This window comes from Glutamicibacter sp. NPDC087673, from assembly GCF_044743255.1.
Classification (GTDB): domain Bacteria; phylum Actinomycetota; class Actinomycetes; order Actinomycetales; family Micrococcaceae; genus Glutamicibacter.
In genome coordinates this window covers 1-17,044 of sequence record NZ_JBIUWB010000002.1, presented here as the reverse complement: position 1 = coordinate 17,044, position 17,044 = coordinate 1, and the positions used below count along the sequence as shown (strand labels likewise).

The 17,044-nt window shown below is 60.9% G+C and carries 13 protein-coding genes and 1 pseudogene; 6 read left to right on the top strand and 8 right to left on the bottom strand.

Features of this window, described 5'->3' with window-relative positions:
• Positions 1–127: 127 nt before the first annotated feature.
• From ACIOTL_RS04365 to ACIOTL_RS04345, 5 genes are all read left to right on the top strand, one after another.
• Complete coding sequence (locus ACIOTL_RS04365) at positions 128–2,050, top strand: primary-amine oxidase (protein WP_105657061.1); 1,923 nt, start codon at positions 128–130, stop codon at positions 2,048–2,050.
• Positions 2,034–2,474, top strand: a complete 441-nt coding sequence (locus ACIOTL_RS04360) for a hypothetical protein (RefSeq protein ID WP_105657062.1) — start codon at positions 2,034–2,036, stop codon at positions 2,472–2,474. Before ACIOTL_RS04365 ends, ACIOTL_RS04360 begins: the two co-directional genes overlap by 17 nt.
• A 276-nt stretch (positions 2,475–2,750) precedes the next feature.
• Positions 2,751–4,196 carry an FAD-binding oxidoreductase gene (locus ACIOTL_RS04355; RefSeq protein ID WP_105657063.1) on the top strand — a complete coding sequence of 482 codons (1,446 nt, stop codon included), beginning with the start codon at positions 2,751–2,753 and terminating at the stop codon, positions 4,194–4,196.
• Positions 4,196–4,564, top strand: coding sequence for a cupin domain-containing protein (locus tag ACIOTL_RS04350; protein WP_105657064.1), 369 nt, complete (start codon positions 4,196–4,198; stop codon positions 4,562–4,564). Before ACIOTL_RS04355 ends, ACIOTL_RS04350 begins: the two co-directional genes overlap by 1 nt.
• A 20-nt stretch (positions 4,565–4,584) precedes the next feature.
• Positions 4,585–6,075, top strand: a complete 1,491-nt coding sequence (locus tag ACIOTL_RS04345; RefSeq protein ID WP_400341929.1) for a gamma-aminobutyraldehyde dehydrogenase — start codon at positions 4,585–4,587, stop codon at positions 6,073–6,075.
• Between the two features lie 10 nt (positions 6,076–6,085).
• Here ACIOTL_RS04345 and ACIOTL_RS04340 read toward each other — a convergent pair whose 3' ends face one another.
• The 3 genes from ACIOTL_RS04340 to ACIOTL_RS04330 form a co-directional block, all read right to left on the bottom strand.
• Positions 6,086–7,204, bottom strand: coding sequence for a CDP-glycerol glycerophosphotransferase family protein (locus ACIOTL_RS04340; RefSeq protein WP_359195660.1), 1,119 nt, complete (start codon positions 7,202–7,204; stop codon positions 6,086–6,088).
• A gap of 19 nt (positions 7,205–7,223) precedes the next feature.
• Complete coding sequence (locus ACIOTL_RS04335; RefSeq protein WP_400341927.1) at positions 7,224–8,330, bottom strand: metal ABC transporter solute-binding protein, Zn/Mn family; 1,107 nt, start codon at positions 8,328–8,330, stop codon at positions 7,224–7,226.
• Between the two features lie 68 nt (positions 8,331–8,398).
• A complete protein-coding gene (locus ACIOTL_RS04330; protein ID WP_332485868.1) occupies positions 8,399–9,652 on the bottom strand; it encodes a YibE/F family protein in 1,254 nt (417 codons plus the stop codon).
• Positions 9,653–9,911: 259 nt separating this feature from the next.
• Here ACIOTL_RS04330 and ACIOTL_RS04325 point away from each other — a divergent pair, with 259 nt between their 5' ends.
• Positions 9,912–10,979 (top strand): lysostaphin resistance A-like protein, encoded by a 1,068-nt coding sequence (locus tag ACIOTL_RS04325; RefSeq protein WP_400341925.1) that lies wholly within the window; start codon positions 9,912–9,914, stop codon positions 10,977–10,979.
• Positions 10,980–11,053: 74 nt separating this feature from the next.
• On the opposite strand, the gene ACIOTL_RS04320 is transcribed toward ACIOTL_RS04325, so the two are convergent.
• The 5 genes and pseudogenes from ACIOTL_RS04320 to ACIOTL_RS04300 all read right to left on the bottom strand — a co-directional run.
• Positions 11,054–12,184 carry a hypothetical protein gene (locus ACIOTL_RS04320; protein WP_388025209.1) on the bottom strand — a complete coding sequence of 377 codons (1,131 nt, stop codon included), beginning with the start codon at positions 12,182–12,184 and terminating at the stop codon, positions 11,054–11,056.
• A gap of 140 nt (positions 12,185–12,324) precedes the next feature.
• Positions 12,325–13,434, bottom strand: coding sequence for an NADH:flavin oxidoreductase/NADH oxidase (locus tag ACIOTL_RS04315; protein WP_400341923.1), 1,110 nt, complete (start codon positions 13,432–13,434; stop codon positions 12,325–12,327).
• 58 nt (positions 13,435–13,492) lie between these two features.
• Positions 13,493–14,848 (bottom strand): magnesium transporter, encoded by a 1,356-nt coding sequence (gene mgtE, locus ACIOTL_RS04310; RefSeq protein WP_400341921.1) that lies wholly within the window; start codon positions 14,846–14,848, stop codon positions 13,493–13,495.
• A 416-nt stretch (positions 14,849–15,264) separates the two neighbouring features.
• Positions 15,265–16,674: an L-serine ammonia-lyase gene (locus tag ACIOTL_RS04305; protein WP_105657073.1), complete on the bottom strand. Its 1,410-nt coding sequence runs from the start codon at positions 16,672–16,674 to the stop codon at positions 15,265–15,267.
• A gap of 185 nt (positions 16,675–16,859) precedes the next feature.
• Positions 16,860–17,044: pseudogene (locus ACIOTL_RS04300) on the bottom strand (serine hydroxymethyltransferase); the annotation flags it as partial.

The following is a 17,044-nucleotide window of genomic DNA, read 5'->3' as shown; positions in this document are numbered from 1 at the left end:
TCAAGATTAGCGAAAAACAATTTATTTCAGGCAAGGGCTTGCGTCACATTGGCCCCGTCCGTATTCTCTACAACTAGAGAATAATAAATGCCGCAGATCACACTTCAGTGCCGAAGGAGTCAATCCCATGCCAATCACCACCACCACGGATTTCACCCTGCTCAGCGAAGCAGAGATTGCCACCGCCAAGGAATTGCTGGTCAGCCACCAGCTTTTCACCGAGAACACCCGCATCGCCTACATGGGCCTGGAAGATCCACGCGCTGACCGCCCCGGACGTTTTGTCCGCGTCATGCTCATGGACAAGCTGGCCAACTCACCCAAGGACGTCGTCCTGGACTTGGGCGCGCAGGCCGTGCACTCCCGAATCGACCTGGATCCGGCCAAGGTGGGGCAGATGCCCGTGCTGCTGGAGGAATTCGAAATGGTGGAGGCCATCCTGGTTGCCGATCCGCAGTGGGCGGCCGCTCTGGCCAAGCGCAATCTGACGCCAGAACAGGTGCGCGTTGCCCCGCTCTCCGCAGGTGTCTACGAGGACGAGTACCCGCAAGAAGCCGGGCGCCGCATCCTGCGCGGCCTGGCCTTCCGCCAGGATTTCGCCGAAGACTCCGCCTGGGCCCATCCCGTTGATGGACTGGTGGTTTACATTGACACCATCGCCGGAAAGATCGACCAGCTGCTGGACCTGGAAGTCATCCCTGTGCCCGAAACCCACGGCAACTACACGGATCCGGAACTCACTGGCCCGGTGCGCACCACCCAGAAGCCCATCGAGATCACCCAGCCTGAGGGCGCCAGCTTCACGGTCAGCGCAGGCAACCACGTCGAGTGGGAGAAATGGTCGCTGGATATCGGTTTCGACATGCGCGAAGGGCTGGTGCTCTACAACATCGCCTTCAACGATCGGGGCACCGAACGCCGCATCCTGGATCGTGCGTCCATCGCGGAAATGGTAGTCCCCTACGGGGACCCTTCCCCGGTGCGCAGCTGGCAGAACTACTTCGACACCGGCGAGTACCTGATCGGGCGCCTGGCCAACTCGCTGGAGCTGGGCTGCGACTGCCTGGGCGAAATCCACTACATCTCCCCTGTGGTCACCGACGCAGATGGCAATGCGCAGAAGATCACCAACGGCATCTGCATGCACGAGGAAGACGCCTCGATCCTCTCCAAGCACGCCGATGACTGGTCAGGCGTGAAGTACACGCGCCGCAACCGCCGCCTGGTGATCAGCTTCTTCACTACCGTGGGCAACTACGACTACGGCTTCTACTGGTACCTGTACCTGGACGGCACCATCGAATTCGAGGCCAAGGCCACCGGCATCGTGTTCACCTCGGCCATGCTCGACGAGCGCTACTCCTCGGAAATGGCGCCTGGCCTGGGCGCGCCCTTCCACCAGCACATCTTCGGCGCCCGGCTGGACTTCGCCCTGGACGGCGGACCCAGCCGCGTCATCGAAGAAGAAGCCGTGCGCCTGCCCATCAGCAAGGAGAACCCCCGGGGCAACGCCTTCACCCGCAGCCACACGGTGCTGGCTACCGAGAAGCAGGCGGTACGCGATAGCAATCCGACCGCCGGCCGCACTTGGGTGGTGACCAACCCGGATTCGAAGAACTACCTCGGCAAGCCGGTGGGCTACAAGCTGATGTCCCAGGGACTGCCGACCCTGCTGGCCGCCGAAGGATCCTCCATCCATCGTCGCGCAGAATTCGCCTCCAAGGCCCTGTGGGTGACCAAGCGCGAGGACGGCCACCGCTATCCAACCGGTGACTTCGTGAACCAGAACCCGGGCGTTGACGGCATTGGCTCGTGGATCGAGGACGACAAGAACATCGACGGCGAGCAGATCAGCCTGTGGCACACCTTCGCGTTGACCCACTTCCCGCGGACTGAGGACTGGCCGATGATGCCTGTGGACACCGTTGGCTTCACCATCCGTCCCGAGGGCTTCTTCGACCGCTCCCCTGTCCTTGATGTTCCAGCCCCGGTCCAGCACGGCTGCTGCGCCACCAAGGAATCAGACGGTTGCTGTGGCAGCGGCGACTAGCCACGCGGCCAGGGTGCCGGCCGGACACATTGCCCTGGGAGCCGCTTCGCTGGGCCTGGCCGCAACCCACCTGCTGGTTCTGGCACTGATGCCGCACTCCTTGTGGTGGAACCTGGCATTGCTTGCCATGACCTTGTGGTGCATCAAATGCTCCTGGTGCGTGCTGCGCGGCGGTTCTCCCCTGCGCCTGCTGGTGATGAGCGCGCTCATGGGCACCTCCCATGTGGCGATGGTGATCGGAATGCCGTGGTTTGGCGGCCATCACGCGTCCCACGCTGCGCACGGCGCCCAGCATGCACCGGTGATGCTGGGAGTTGCGGCCGCCGAATTCCTCCTGATGTTCGGCGCGGCTTGGCTCAGCCGCCATTTCCCGGGACGGGCGCATCAATTCACTAGCGGCAAACCGGTCGCGGTTCCCGCATGACCAGGCCCGGTCTTCGAAGCAGTGCTTTGCTGTTTCGAAGGCCGGGTTTCGGCTTGGCTTCGGGACCTTGACAACCCCGAGCGGCGCAGGCTTAGATGAGTAATGAATCACATTCAATTTGTATTCATCTTTCCGAGAAGAGGGATAGCCTTGGCCGCCGATTGGCACTCAACTGGCATCCCCGGTGCCCAGCAGACGGCAAAGCCGCACGGACCACTGGTCGTTCCCCTGCCTCGATAGCGCCTGCCGAACCCGCTACCTTCGAGGAAAGAACCAATGAACAGCACCAATGACCTGACTTTTGACAGGCATGAAGCCGAAGTCTCGCCCACCCTGATCTCCCGAGCATTGGCCGGCGCCAAGCGCACCAGCTACTGGCTGGATCATGAGCACCGCCCCGCACCCCACCCGGCGCTGCATGGCTCGCTCACCACCGACTTGCTGATTATCGGCGGCGGCTACACCGGATTGTGGACCGCGCTCCAAGCCAAGGAGCAGAACCCCGGCCGAAGGGTCGTACTGATCGAGGGCCAGCGCTTGGGCTGGGCTGCTTCCGGGCGCAATGGCGGCTTCTGCGAAGCCTCCCTGGTCCATGGCGAGGCCAACGGAGAAAACCATCTGCCCAAGGAAAATGCGCTGCTTGCGGAGCTCGGCAGGAAGAACCTCGACGAGTTCGAAGCGACGGTGCGCCGCTATGCAATGGACGTGGACTTCGTCCGCGAGGGCGCGCTCAGCGTGGCCACCGAACAGCATCAGATTGCGTGGGTGGCCGAGGAAGCTGAGGCACCGGGTGTCGACTACCTCGATGCCGGCGCGGTAAGGCAACTGGTCAATTCGCCAGACTTCTTGGCCGGCGCCCGTGACCATGACTCAACCGCGCTGGTCCACCCCGCCAAGCTGGTCTGGGAACTTGCCCGCGTCTGCAGCGAGCTAGGCGTCGAGTTCTACGAGCATACCCACGCCGTGGAGATGAACAATGCCGGCACGCAGGTCCAGGTGCTGACCGCCGACGGGCAGATCACCGCCAAGCATGTGGCCCTGGCAACCAATGTTTTCCCGTCTCTGCTCAAGCGCCACCGCTCCCGAATTGTGCCGGTATACGACTACGCGCTGATGACTGAGCCGCTCACTGCGCAGCAGCGCGCGGCCATCGGCTGGGAGAACATGGTGGGCTTGGCCGACCTGAACAACCGGTTCCACTATGCCCGCCCAACCATCGACGCCGAAGGGAACTTCCGCATTCTCTACGGCGGCTACGACGCGGTCTACCACTTCGGGGGCAAGGTCCGCTCCAGCTACGACACCAACCAGCAGACCTTCGAGAAGCTCGCCGCGCATTTCTTCGGCAGCTTCCCGGACCTCTCACAGGTGAAGTTCTCTCATGCGTGGGGTGGCGCCATTGATACCTGCTCCCGCTTCTTCTCCTTCTTCGATCTGGCCTACGGCGGCAAGGTCGCCTACTGTGCAGGCTTCACCGGCCTCGGTGTCGGCGCTACCCGTTTCGGTGCAAGGGTCATGCTGGATCTGCTCTCGGGCCAGAAGACCGAGCTGACCGAATTGGAACTGGTGCGTACCAAGCCGATCCCATTCCCGCCGGAACCTGCCGCATGGGTGGGCGTGAACCTGATGACAAGCCAGCTGGTCAAGGCCGATCGCAATCGAGGCGAGCGCTCGGCCTTCTTGAAGCTGATGGATAAGATCGGAATGGGGTTCGATTCCTGATGCCTGGAAGAATACTTCAAGCCGGCATCGTCCAAGCCGATGCCCTTGAGGTCAAGCATGTTGCCATCGGCGACGAGCAGGTGGTCGCCGGTCAGGCATCCGCAACCGCAGGCTACCGCGAGCTGGGCACCCTCGGGGATGCAGAAATCGGCGTCTGGGAGATGTCCCGCGGCGCCATGCAGGATATTGAAGCGGACGAGTACTTCGTGGTGCTTGCCGGGTGCGCGACGGTGCAGATTCTGGAAACCGAAGGTTTCGGTGCCCAAGAACTGGTGCTGGTTCCAGGCAGCGTTGTCCGGCTCCATGCGGGCATGAGAACCCGTTGGATCGTCACCGAAACCCTGCGCAAGATCTATTTCACCCTCTGAATCCCCCTAGGAGAATTCACATGGCCTACTACGATAGTTCCCTTGGACACCAGTTCATCAATGGCCAGCAGGTCCGCGGGCACGGCCCGGTGCTGGAGCGTGCGAATCCAGCCACCGGAAAGAAGCTGCTGGACGTGGATACCGCGACCGGCGAGCAGGTTGACCAGGCGGTGCAGGCGGCCACCGGCGCCTTCAAGACCTGGTCCCGGCTGACCCCGGGCGAACGGGCCGACCACCTGCTGGCATTCGCTCGCGAACTGGAAAAGCATGCCGATGAAATCGCCGCCCTGGAAACCGCTCAGACCGGCAAGAGCATCCGCATGTCGACCCAATTCGATGTGCCCGGTTCCATCGACAACGTGAATTTCTTTGCTGGCGCTGCACGCAATTTGCAGGGATTGGCCGCCGGGGACTACGCGGGCAACACCACCTCGATGGTTCGCCGTGAAGCTATCGGCGTGATCGGTTCGATCAGCCCGTGGAACTACCCGCTGCAGATGGCTGTGTGGAAGGTCCTGCCAGCGATTGCCGCCGGCAATACGATTGTGCTCAAGCCCAGCGAGCTGACCCCGGGCACCTCGGTGCTCTTTGCCCAGGCCGCCAAGGATGCCGGGGTGCCGGACGGCGTGATCAATATTGTCGTTGGCGACGGGCCCAGCGTTGGCTCGCCCCTGGTGCGCCACAAGCTGGTGAAGATGACTTCGTTCACCGGCTCTACCGCCGTGGGCCTGAAGATCATGTCCATGGCGGCCGAGACCGGTACCCGGGTTCATCTTGAACTCGGCGGCAAGGCGCCGATGGTGGTCTTCGATGATGCCGATATCGAAGCTGCCGCACATGGTGCGGTGGCCGGCGCGACGATCAATTCCGGACAGGATTGCACCGCCGCCACCCGCGCGTACGTGCATTCCTCGGTCTTCGAGAAGTTCACCAGCAAGGTGGCCGAACTGATGGAGGCCATGGTGGTGGGAGATCCGACCGATCCCGATACCGACATGGGTTCGATGATCAGCGAAGCCCACCTGCAGAAGGTTTCCTCGATGGTTGAGCGCGCCAAGGATGCCGGAGCAACGGTGCTGGCCGGAGGCAAGCAGCTTCCGGGCGATGGCTGGTTCTACCGCCCTACCCTGGTGGTGGGAGCTGCCCAGGATTCAGAGATCGTGCAGCAGGAAGTCTTCGGCCCGGTCCTGGTGGCGTTGGCGTTCGATACCGATGACGAGGCCATCGAATTGGCCAACGACACCCCGTATGGCCTGGCGGCGAGCGCATGGACCAAGAACGTTGACCGCGCGATGCGTGCCAGCGCCGAAATCCAGGCCGGTTGCGTGTGGATCAACGAGCATATCCTGATCGTTTCCGATATGCCGCATGGAGGCTACAAGGCTTCGGGGATGGGCAAGGACATGAGCCAGTATTCCTTCGACGAGTACACCAATGTCAAGCATGTGATGATCTCCCATGATTCCGCGACCCATCGCGAATGGCAGGATACGGTCTTCAAGCAGCGCTAGGCCCAGAAGGCTAGAGGCTCGAAAGCAGCTGGCTCAGCTTCTTCGTAGCCACCCCGGGTTCTGTGGTGGCAAAGAAGTACTGTGCCAGCTGTTTTTGCGCCCCGGCAACCGAGGAAGCGGCAAGATCCGCAACCCGCTGCGCCAGTCCGTTGGCGTTGCCCAGCCGCTGGTCCAATGGCAACCCTGAATGGAGCTTGCTTTGGGGGTCTCCCGCCAGCAACAGCGGGATGTTGAGCGCTACCGCGTCATAGGCCATCGCCGAGGTGTCGCAGATGGCCACATCCGCCCACACCAAGGACTGTGCCGCGTCGCTGAGCGCATCCACGGTGGCAGCGTAGTTGCTTTTCAGGCTTACCACGGCCCTTTTTGCCTCTGCGGACACATCACCGGTCTTCGGATGAGGACGGAAACGCACTTCGAAACGCTCATCGTTGCTCAGCTGGGCCAGAATTCTCTCGCCCAAAGTAGCCACCGAGGAGTACGCCATGGCTTGCGAGTCGCCCTCCCAAGTCGGTGCGTAGAGAACCCGGATCTTCTCCGAAGGGCCGGGCAATTCCAGTTCATCGAGCTGCGGGCGTCCGATCTGCACCAGATGCGATGGGTCGAAACGGGAGATGTTCTCGGTGATGCGCTCTACCGCGGCAGCACCAGCCACGCAGGCGAAATCGTAGGCCTTGAGCTGGTTGGAGACCATGGAGGCCTTTTCGCTCTCACCGTGGTTCAAGTGAATATGCGCCGGTCCGTTGAAGCGCAGCATCGTGAAGTTCCGCTGGGCGTTGTTCACGTAATTGATGGATTTGGTATTCCACTCGCTCAGCTTATTCTCGATCTGCTCCATGGAACGCGAGAACAATATCGGCAGGTTCGACTCTGCCAGCGCGTGTCGTGCGCTTAATGCGTCCATGAGCACCACGCCGACGTTGAGACCCTGGGCAGCCAGTCGCTCGAAGGTACCCAGCCAGACTCCGAGCTGGTAGAACTGCCCGGGCCCCTCGGCGAAGAAAAGCACATGGTCGGCTTGCTCGATTCCCCGGTCCGAGTGAGCGATCTCCGCTCGAACAGACCGCTCCGCAATGAGGGAGCGTGCTTTACCTGTCGCTTGCGTTATCTGGGAAGAGAACAATGCCATGCATTTAGTTTACGTAGGTTTAGCCGTTGATTGCGGAAGCCAAGTCGGAAATGTTGGATTCCATCCATTCGAGGTAGCTGGAATCATCCTGAATGGTTTCTGCAAAGTCGACTACAGGTACCTGTCCCCGCTCAGCGTTCTTCTTCAGCGCCTTGGTTTCGCTGCCTTCGGTCTGCACGTTGTAGGCAAGCATGTCAGCGTCGCCAGCAACGAGCTTGTCTTCAGCCTTCTTCATGGTCATCGGCGCAATGCCCTCGCCCTCTTCGATGGCTTCGCTCAGCCCTTCAGGAGTGGTGTTCTCCATGCCGGCTGCTTCCAGCAAGTGGAATGGAACCGGCTCGGTCATCATGAAGCTCTTGCCATCCAGCTTGGTGGTTTCGAGCTGGGCTTCGAGTTTCCCGATCCCTTCGTTGAAGGCTGCTGCGTTCTGCTTGTACTGATCCGCGTTGGCGGTATCGGCCTTGGCGAAGGACTCGGCCAGTGCATCAGCAAGTTCACCCATGGAATCCAGGTCGTACCAGATGTGCTCGTTGTAGCCCGCGTGGTCGTGGCCCTCATGGCCGCCCTCTTCAGCGTGCTGCGCATGCTCCTCGGCGCTTTCGCCCTCATGGCCGCCCTCATCAGCGTGCTGCGCATGCTCCTCAGCGCTTTCGCCCTCATGGCCGCCCTCATCAGCGTGCTGCGCATGCTCCTCGGCACTTTCGCCCTCATGCCCGGCCTCTTCAGATTCCGCAGCTACCGGCGAGGAGTCCACAGCGTGCATGAGCGTGATCTCTCCAGACTTGCCTTCCGGTAGCGAAGAAACGAGAGAGTCCATGAATTGGTCATATCCGCCGCCATTGGCAAGGACCAGGTCCGCGCTGGAGATCGCAAGCTTGTCGCGTGCGGTTGGCTCATAGGAGTGCGGATCCTGTGCGGCCGAAGTGATGATCTCGCTGACCTCCACGCTATCTCCGCCAATGGCACGGGCGATCTGTCCGTAGACGTTCGTCGTGGCCACTACGCTGATCTCTGCAGATTCCGCGTCCTTCGATTCGCTTCCTGTGGCGCTACCGCATCCGGCAAGGATCAGTCCGGCAGCGGGCAGGGCGACGGCAGCTGCGAGCAGCGAGCGGTAGTTCTTCATGGTGGTCTCCATCTAAATCGGATCGCTATTGAGAACTATTCTACATTACATATGAGAATGGTTCGCACCTAGGAGTCGGAGCTTACACTCTGCAAAGCCCGCTTGCCGTGGGCACCGCCGGTGCCGGTAGCTTTCACCACCATCACTGCAATGGCGGTGGTTACCGGGATCGCCAATACCAATCCGATGGAACCAATCAGGATTCGGATGACCTCTTCAGCCATGGCGCCGGAGCCGAGGGTGACCCCGAAACTCTGGTTGCTCAGCGCCGCAATGGCCAGCACCGGCAGGGCCGCACCGGCGTAGGCGAAGGCGATGGTGTAGACGGTCGAAGCGATATGGTCCCGGCCGATGCGCATGCCGCGGAAGAACAGTTCCCTGGCCGAGGCCTTGGGCGTGCTCTCTGCCAGTTCCCAGACGGTTGCCGACTGCGTAATTGTCACGTCATTGAGCACACCCATGCCGCCAACCAGCACGCCGCAGATCAGCAAGCCGGGCAGGGAAATTTGCGGGGCCACCGTCGATAGGGTGATAGCCGATTCATCGTTGGCTCCGGTCAAAGCGGCCGCATCGGTCAACCAAAGCACCATCGCCGCGGTCACCGCTAGGCCAAAGAGCGTTCCCAGCAGCGCTGTGGATGTTTTCGCGTTCAGCCCATGGGCGAAATACAACGCGACAAACATGATGGCGGTAGAACCGGTGAGTCCCACCAGGACCGGATTGCCGCCTTCAAGCAAGGCCGGAACCATGAAGATGATCATGAAGGCGATGCCACCGACCAAGCCGATCATCGCCCGCGTGCCGCGCCATCCGGCGACCAGCACCACGACCACGCCATAGGCGATGGCCAGCAGTGCCATGGGCAAAGTGCGCACGAAGTCAACGAATACGTACGGGCTGCCGCTGGTGGTGTCCACCGCGGAGAGATCAAGGTATCGAATGCTGTCGCCCGCGCGCGCATCACGTGATTGCAGCATTTCCGGTGGGATTTCCAATTGGATTTCCGCGCCACCGGATTCGGGCATCACGTAGGTTACTTGGCATTCGAGAACCTTGCCACCAACTTCTTCCAACCCTTGGGAAGACGGGCAGTCCTGGACTGTGCTGCGCGTGACAGTGCCCACTTCCATCGTTGCGCCACCGGTAGTGTCCATGGCTCCGTTCAGGGCAAACTTGTCGTAGTTGCCTTGCGGCCACAACAAGATGACCATGACCAGGGCCAGGGCGCCGATAGGCGCAAGCAGCGCCCATAAGATGATCGAGGCACGCCGCCGGCGCCGGGGATCCTGCAAAATCGGTTCGTCATGGTGATGATGGCCCACGTGGTGCTGCTCCAAATCAAAGAAGGCGAATCGTTCTTTCCCAGTGTAAGAGCTAGCCCATTGGAGTTTGCCTTGGATGCCGACCGCGTTGCGAAGAGCTGGTCCTGGATATTCAAAAGGATGACCCGATAAATCCTCCGTAAGGTTCATACCTTCAAACACTGCGGAACGGGAGAATTGAGCCATGAGCTTGCCAATGAACCAGCCACCCTTGCCGCAAGGCGCCGAGGGTGAGATGAACTATCCGTTCCATCGCCTAATGAGACGCAGTGAGAACTACCGCTGGTGGAGGCCGCTGGCGTTCACCGGCATCGGCATTGGCTTCTACGGCGCGGCATTGCTCATCGCCATACTGGCGATGTTCATTGCACTGATCATGAACCCGCTGACGTGGGCTGCGGAGAATCCAGATGAGGCTCCCGATCAGTTCCTCATGGATCCAACCCTGAACATGGCCACGGCGACGGACTTCTCGATGACCATGGTCTCCCTGATCATCATGATCCCGGCGGTCTACCTCGCCTACTTGCTCATCGGGCCCAAGCCTGTCGGCTTGCTGATATCGGTCGCCGGCAAATTGCGCTGGCGCTGGTTCGGCCTGGCGTTGGGTGCCAGCGCCATCTTGTTCGCAGTGTATTTCGGGCTGAGTTTCGGGTTGGGCGCCTTGGGCATTGGCGAGTCCGAACCCGTGCCGGCGAGCAGCCTGCTGGCCGATCCGCTGTTCTATGCCCTGCTGGTGATCCTCTTGACGCCCTTCCAGTGCGCAGCTGAAGAGCTTGTTTTCCGTGGCGCGTTCATGCAGGTCATCGGCAGCTGGCTGAAGCATCCACTGTTCGCCATCCTGCTTCCAGTTCCCTTCTTCACCATCGGCCATCTCTACGATGTCTGGGGGCTTCTCGATGTGGCGGCGTTCGCTATCGCGGCAGGCTATCTGACCTGGCGCACCGGTGGCCTTGAAGCAGCGATGGCGATGCACATCATCAACAACACCTTCTTGTTCCTGCTCGGTGCAATGGGCGTAGTTGATCTGAACGCCACGGAATCCAACCCGGTCTCGCTGGTCTTCTCGGTGTGCTTCATGGCCCTATTGACCTTCGTGCTGGTGAAGCTGGCAGACAGGCAAGGCATTGCGCGTACGGCAGGCCCGATTCCAGCAGCAGAGCGCCGTCCGATGCTGCAGCCTTGGCAGATGAACCAGCCACCGGTTCACCCTAGCCAGGCCTACTGGGCTCCTCCGGCCTACCAGCCTGGACAGCAGCAGAACTCCGATCACGGTTCAGAAGTTTCCCCACCGGCTCCCCCGGCAGCCGGCCCGTCAGATCGCTAGGCACCAGATAGCTGGAACGCAAAAAACGATCCGCGCAGGATTTCCTGGGCGGATCGTTTCTTCTAATGAACTGTTCAGGATTTGGCCCAGCGCAGCAAGGCTGCGATTCCTGCACCGCCAGGAATCACCGAATCCGGTACATAGCGAATGCTGGCATCGGTCAGCGCAGTGGCCCGCAGGAGCACTTCTGGCGCCGGCCATTCCCCGACGACCAACTCTGCATGGTCATCTCCGTCCTGATGGGCAATCCATGGTTCGGCGCTCAAGGCGCGAAGGGTATGCTCGCTTTGGTACTGTCCAACCAGCACCATTTCGGCTTGCGCCGATTGGAGCGCAGTGACAACTTCATCGAGACCGACAGCAAGCTGCGCTTTGCCGTTGCCGGACTGCGCAGCGATCTTCGATTCCAATTCAGCCAGGGACTTGGCTTTCACTTCCTCTACAAGCTTGGTGATTTGGGCATCGACTTGCTTGGTGTCCGCACCCCCGGTGCGCGTATGCGAGTCGATGACTTCTACATAGTCCTTGAGCGCCACGGGTACTGCCCCGAGCACTAGTTCACGAGCCTTGATGTCGCCCGAAAGAATGATCAGGCGGACGTAGTTCTCGTTGGACATTTCACTGATCAGCTCGGCAACTTCGTCAGCGTTTCGACGAGCCATCTCATCGGCGGCGGCCTGCGCCTTGGGCTGGTCGTATTCCCCGGGCACCTTGCGTGCATGGTGGATTTCCTCGGGCAACCCGACGATGCCACGGCTGCCCAGGCGTTCAGGTGACGCCGTATTGTAGAGGTGCACCTCGCCTCCGTCCTTGCTGACTTCAGCTACGAGGTAGGAGAACGATCCGCCACGGGCGCGGGCCAGCGCCGTGAAGTTCGGGAACGGACCCACATCAACCGATGAAGTTTGGACCTTGAGGCCTGGGATGATTTCGTTCAGGACGATTTCACCGTCATGAACAGCTACGAACCGTGCTACCGGTGCTCGCAGTCCCTGGGCTGGCTCCAGTGCGCCGATCAGTACTTGGACATCGCTGGGCTGCGCCTGCTGGCTCTTGAGCAGCTTGGCTACCTCGTCCGGAAGCCGATCTGCTGCTTCCTGGGCGGCAGTGGTTCCCAACGATGCATCCACGAGAGCTGTGCTCCACGAGCCGTTTCTCCGGTAGAGCGAAGCGTCGATTCCATTAGAATCCGCGCGTAGTGCCATGCTGACTCCCTTCCGCACGCGACCCTTGGCCGCGGTGCGACTAGATCCGTGGCACTAACCTAACATCACTATTCAGTGGCTGGAAGAGGTAACCAGAAACTATGTCGTTGTTTGGATGAAATCAGCATGGCAACTTGCGTTTACCAGCGGCCGCGCCAGTATTGGGCGGGGAATGCCATCGGTGCACCCAATTCCTGCGCCGAACGGTTAGCCCACTGCGGATCGCCCAGTGCAGCGCGCCCAACGCAGACGCCGTCCGCTTGCCCGGTCACGACGATCTGCTCTGCCTGCATCGGCTCGGTGATGACGCCGACCGCGGTAACGAAGGCATCCTGGGGCAGCGCTTCCTTCACTGCCTGAGCCAACGGCACTTGGTAGCCCGGACCAGACGGTCCGTTGAACTTGCCAATTCCTGCACTGGAGAGGTCGAAGTGGCGCACACCGTAGCCGTAGAGTTCCTTGGCGATCCGAACGGTGTCAGCAATGCTCCATCCATCGTCCACCCAGTCTTCTCCGGAGAAGCGAATGCCCAGGGCCTTGTTTTCCGGCCACACGGCAGCCACTGCCTCGATGACTTCACGCAGGTATCGAGTGCGGTTCTCGAAGCTGCCACCGTATTCGTCGGTGCGCTTATTGGTCAGCGGCGACAGGAATTGGTGCACCAGGTAGCCGTGCGCGGCATGGATCTGGATCAGGTCGAATCCGGCCGCGTCGGCACGCTTGGCCGCATCAGCCCAGTCCTGCACCGATGCCTGGATCTGTTCCACGCTCATCGCGGTAGCTGGCTTCAGCCCGTAGAGCTCGCTGGGCGAGGAAGTGAAGGTTTCCCAGCCGCCATCGTCCGCGCTGATGCTGCCGGATTTTCCAGCGTCTTCAAGATCCTTGAGCCAGCCATAGGTCGATGCCTTGGCTCCGGCGTGCGCCAGCTGCACGCCGGCGGCTGCCCCATGGGCGCGGATGTATTGGGCAATCGGTTTCCAGGCTTCGGCCTGCTCGTCATTCCACAGGCCGGTATCGCGATCCGAGATCCTGCCTTCAGCTGCCACCGCAGTTGCTTCGGCGATCACCAAGGAGTATCCGCCATGGGCCATGGAACCCAGATGAGCCAAGTGCCAGGTCGTTGGAACGCCGTCGCGTTTTTCCACGGAATACTGGCACATCGGCGGAAGCACGACGCGGTTGCGAAGCTTCAGGCCTGCTCCGCTTCTGGCCGGGACGGTAAATTCAGTAAAGAGCTTGCTATGAGGCATACCTGTTACGACACTGGGGTGCGCGAATTTATTCCGCGCACCCCAGTGCAGCTGCAGGCTATCCAAGAATCAGCACGGCCACCGACAGGTAGACGATCAGCCCGGCGGCATCCACGAAGGTTGAAATGAAGGGGTTGGAAAATACCGCAGGATCAACCTTGAAGAATTTACCGATGATCGGCATCACCCCGCCGACAGCGGCAGCAATGCTGCACAGTGCCACCAGACTGATGCCTATCACCAATCCGATGCGCAGTTCGAAAATGCTCCCGGCCACCACCAGCGCTATGGCGCCCAGGCACAGTCCCAGGACCGCTCCGATTCGCACCTCGCGCATCAGCACCCGCCAGAAGTCGCTTCCCCGCACATCCCCCATGGCCAGCGCACGGGTGACAGTGGTCGCCGCCTGGTTGCCGGTGTTCCCGCCAATGCCCACGATCAAGGGGATGAACAAGCTGAGCACCACCATCGACTCCAGTGTCTGCTCGAAACTGGACAGCACCTTGACCGTCAAGGTGGCGCCGATAGCCAGGACCAGCAGCCAGATGACGCGCGCCTTCACCAGGTGGCGCAATGGCGTCCCCAGGTAGGGGCGGAAGAGCGGATCCGTTCCGGAGCCGTACGCGGAGCGGCGCTCTTCGGCATCCTCTAGGATCGCGATCGCCATGGGCAAGGTCAGCACTCCCAGCAGGCGATCTTCCCGATCAAGCACCGGGAGCATCCCTGCCTTCCGATCCACCACCACCCGTGCCGCGCTCGTCTCCGGCTCGCAGGCCTGGACGACCGGGCTCTGGGTGCACAGTTCTCCGATCGTTGTCCCGGCCGGCTCGGTGAGCAGCTCGCTGAGCTTGATGGTGCCAAGCAGCCGGCGTTCATCATCGATCACCAGGATGTGCTGCGCGTTCTCGCAGTTCCCGAGGCGTGCGCTGATGCGTTCCAGGGTTTCGGCCACAGACAGCTGCGGGTGGGTCGAGATGAAATCCGGGGACATCGCCCTGCCGGCGCTTGATTCCGGATAGCCCAGCAGGATTCCGGTTTCCTGGCGCGTGGCCGTCGGCAGCCCTGCCAGCAGTTTCGTGGCCACCATCGCTGGCAGTTCATCGAGCAGCGCTACCCGTCCCGCGGCGGGGAGTTGGGCGAAGGCATCGATGACGATCTGCGACTGCAGCGCCCGCACCAGGTCGGCTTGCACCGGGGCGTCGAGTTCCTGGAAGACCAGTACCGCGGTCTGCTTGTCCAGCAGCCGGTAGGCCAGGGCAGCCTCCGTGGCATCCAGTGCTTCGAGGTGCTCAATGGTCTGGGCGATGTGCAGACCGCCCAGCAGCCCTGCCGCGAGCTGGAATTCTGCGTGATTGAGATGGGAGCGCAAGGCTCGCGAAATAGTAGAGAAGTCTACCTTTTCTGGAGAAAACATGATTTTGGTCCAAATGGTTCATTTGGCGCGTGAATACAAGCCTGCCAGCAACTTCTCACCGCTTGACCACCCCATGAATACAGGGAGATAAATCAGTCAGTATTTGCGTGCAGGACCAGGCGCCGGTGACATGTACAAGAGTCACGAACTCGTTGGGATCCCATGGCGGGATGCTGCCAGATTCGGCTGATTCGGCTACGAGCGTCCGGGTGAGTTCGTGTGCATAGATCGACTAGAACTGTCTTCCACGACACTCACCTCCTCGAAACTGGTTTGCGCTAGCGCGCATCAGGCCTAGTCCCAGTTCTATCAGCTATGGCTGGGAATTGCCGGACTTGGGGGCCAAGATCACATTTAAACAGTTCGGGAGGTCTGCAGTGCAGGCCTCCCGAACTGGGTCATGCGTTACTGGGAAATCAGCATTCCACCACGTTGACGGCCAGGCCGCCCATCGCAGTTTCCTTGTACTTGTCGCTCATGTCCTTGCCGGTTTCGCGCATGGTGATAATGACTTCATCCAAGGTGACGTGGTGTTCGCCGTCGCCCATCAGCGCCATCTTCGCCGCGTTCACTGCCTTGGAAGCAGCGATGGCGTTGCGTTCGATGCAAGGGATCTGGACCAGTCCGCCGATCGGGTCGCAGGTCAGGCCAAGGTTGTGTTCCATGGCGATTTCCGCTGCGTTCTCTACCTGCGCTGGGGTGCCGCCAAGAATTTCGGCCAGGCCGCCAGCAGCCATCGATGATGCCGAACCGACTTCGCCCTGGCAGCCGACTTCGGCGCCGGAGATCGATGCCTGCTCCTTGTACAGCACGCCGACGGCACCAGCGGTGAGCAGGAAGCGTACGACAGCGTCGTGCTTTTCCTCCTCATTCCAGTACTTTGCGCCCGGTGCGTAGTGGGTGGCGTAGAACAGCACGGCTGGGATGATGCCCGCTGCGCCGTTGGTCGGAGCGGTGACCACGCGTCCGCCGGAGGCGTTCTCCTCATTGACGGCCAGCGCAACGAGGTTGATCCATTCCTGCCAGTAGACCGGATCCCGGTCCTTGTCTTCCTTGCGCAGGCGTTCATGCCATTCCGGCGCACGGCGGCGAACTTTCAAGCCGCCGGGCAGCACGCCGGTGCGTTCCAGCGCGGAATCCTTGCAGTCTTCCATCACTTCGTAGATGTGGACCAGGCCGTTGCGGATCTCGTCGCGGGACCGGTAAGCCATTTCGTTGGCCATCATGATGTCGGCAATGGACAGGCCGGTTTCCTTCACATGTTCCAGCAGCTTGGCTGCCGTGGTGAAGGGATAGGGCTGCTTGTTCAGCTTCTCTTCGAGGTTCTTCTCGATGCGGTCTTCGGCGCCTTCGCGCACGATGAAGCCGCCGCCTACGGAGAAGAAGGTCTCGTTGGCGATTTCGTTGCCGTCAGCGTCGAGGGCAATGAACTTCACGCCGTTGGTGTGGCGTGGCAGTACGGTGAGCGGATGCTGGATCATGTCTTCGACCTTGTAGTTCAGGTCCTTGCGCTGATCAAGCTGTTCGGCCAGGTGGAGGATTCCAGTGGCTTCCATGTCCGCCAGGCGGTCATCGACCTGTGATGGCAGCACGGTTTCAGGTTCGAAGCCTTCAAGCCCCAGCATGATGGCAGTGAAGGTGCCGTGGCCGCGTCCGGTAGCGGCCAGGGATCCGTAGACATCAACACGGATATTTTCCAGTGCGTCCAGTTGGCCTTCTCGGATTACTTGGGCAATGAATGCGTGTGCTGCACGCATTGGTCCCACGGTATGGCTGGAAGACGGTCCGATGCCAACCGAGAAAAGATCGAATACGCTAACCGCCATAGCGGGTCACATCCTTAGAACTTGGGTAATCCGAGAGCTTCTGCCCCGGATCTGTGGAGTGTGGTTCCAGAGGCTTGCGGCCACCGCACGTACCGTGCAGCGCCTGGACCTCTGGATGTTGAAAGACCGCGGGCCCGAAAAGCGAGTATTTCCACCTTCCGGGCCCACATCCTAATCAGATGATGCTACTCGGAAACCTTAGCCAGTTCCGGGTACAGCGGGTGGGCCGCGGCAAGCTTCAGAACACGATCCTTCAGCTCCGGCAACACCGCCGTATTACCCTCAGCACCAGCAATCAACGCCTGAGCAATAATCTCCGCAACCTCGGCGAATGCCTCTTCAGAGAAGCCGCGGGTCGCCAGTGCCGGGG

What these genes read in the sequence shown, in the direction of transcription:
- ACIOTL_RS04355 (WP_105657063.1), top strand. Translation starts at nt 2,751, where the DNA reads ATGAACAGCACCAATGACCTGACTTTTGACAGGCATGAAGCCGAAGTC.
- ACIOTL_RS04305 (WP_105657073.1), bottom strand. Translation starts at nt 16,674, where the DNA reads ATGGCGGTTAGCGTATTCGATCTTTTCTCGGTTGGCATCGGACCGTCT.
- ACIOTL_RS04350 (WP_105657064.1), top strand. Translation starts at nt 4,196, where the DNA reads ATGCCTGGAAGAATACTTCAAGCCGGCATCGTCCAAGCCGATGCCCTT.
- mgtE (WP_400341921.1), bottom strand. Translation starts at nt 14,848, where the DNA reads ATGTTTTCTCCAGAAAAGGTAGACTTCTCTACTATTTCGCGAGCCTTG.
- ACIOTL_RS04320 (WP_388025209.1), bottom strand. Translation starts at nt 12,184, where the DNA reads ATGGCACTACGCGCGGATTCTAATGGAATCGACGCTTCGCTCTACCGG.
- ACIOTL_RS04315 (WP_400341923.1), bottom strand. Translation starts at nt 13,434, where the DNA reads ATGCCTCATAGCAAGCTCTTTACTGAATTTACCGTCCCGGCCAGAAGC.
- ACIOTL_RS04325 (WP_400341925.1), top strand. Translation starts at nt 9,912, where the DNA reads ATGAGACGCAGTGAGAACTACCGCTGGTGGAGGCCGCTGGCGTTCACC.
- ACIOTL_RS04365 (WP_105657061.1), top strand. Translation starts at nt 128, where the DNA reads ATGCCAATCACCACCACCACGGATTTCACCCTGCTCAGCGAAGCAGAG.
- ACIOTL_RS04335 (WP_400341927.1), bottom strand. Translation starts at nt 8,330, where the DNA reads ATGAAGAACTACCGCTCGCTGCTCGCAGCTGCCGTCGCCCTGCCCGCT.
- ACIOTL_RS04345 (WP_400341929.1), top strand. Translation starts at nt 4,585, where the DNA reads ATGGCCTACTACGATAGTTCCCTTGGACACCAGTTCATCAATGGCCAG.
- ACIOTL_RS04340 (WP_359195660.1), bottom strand. Translation starts at nt 7,204, where the DNA reads ATGGCATTGTTCTCTTCCCAGATAACGCAAGCGACAGGTAAAGCACGC.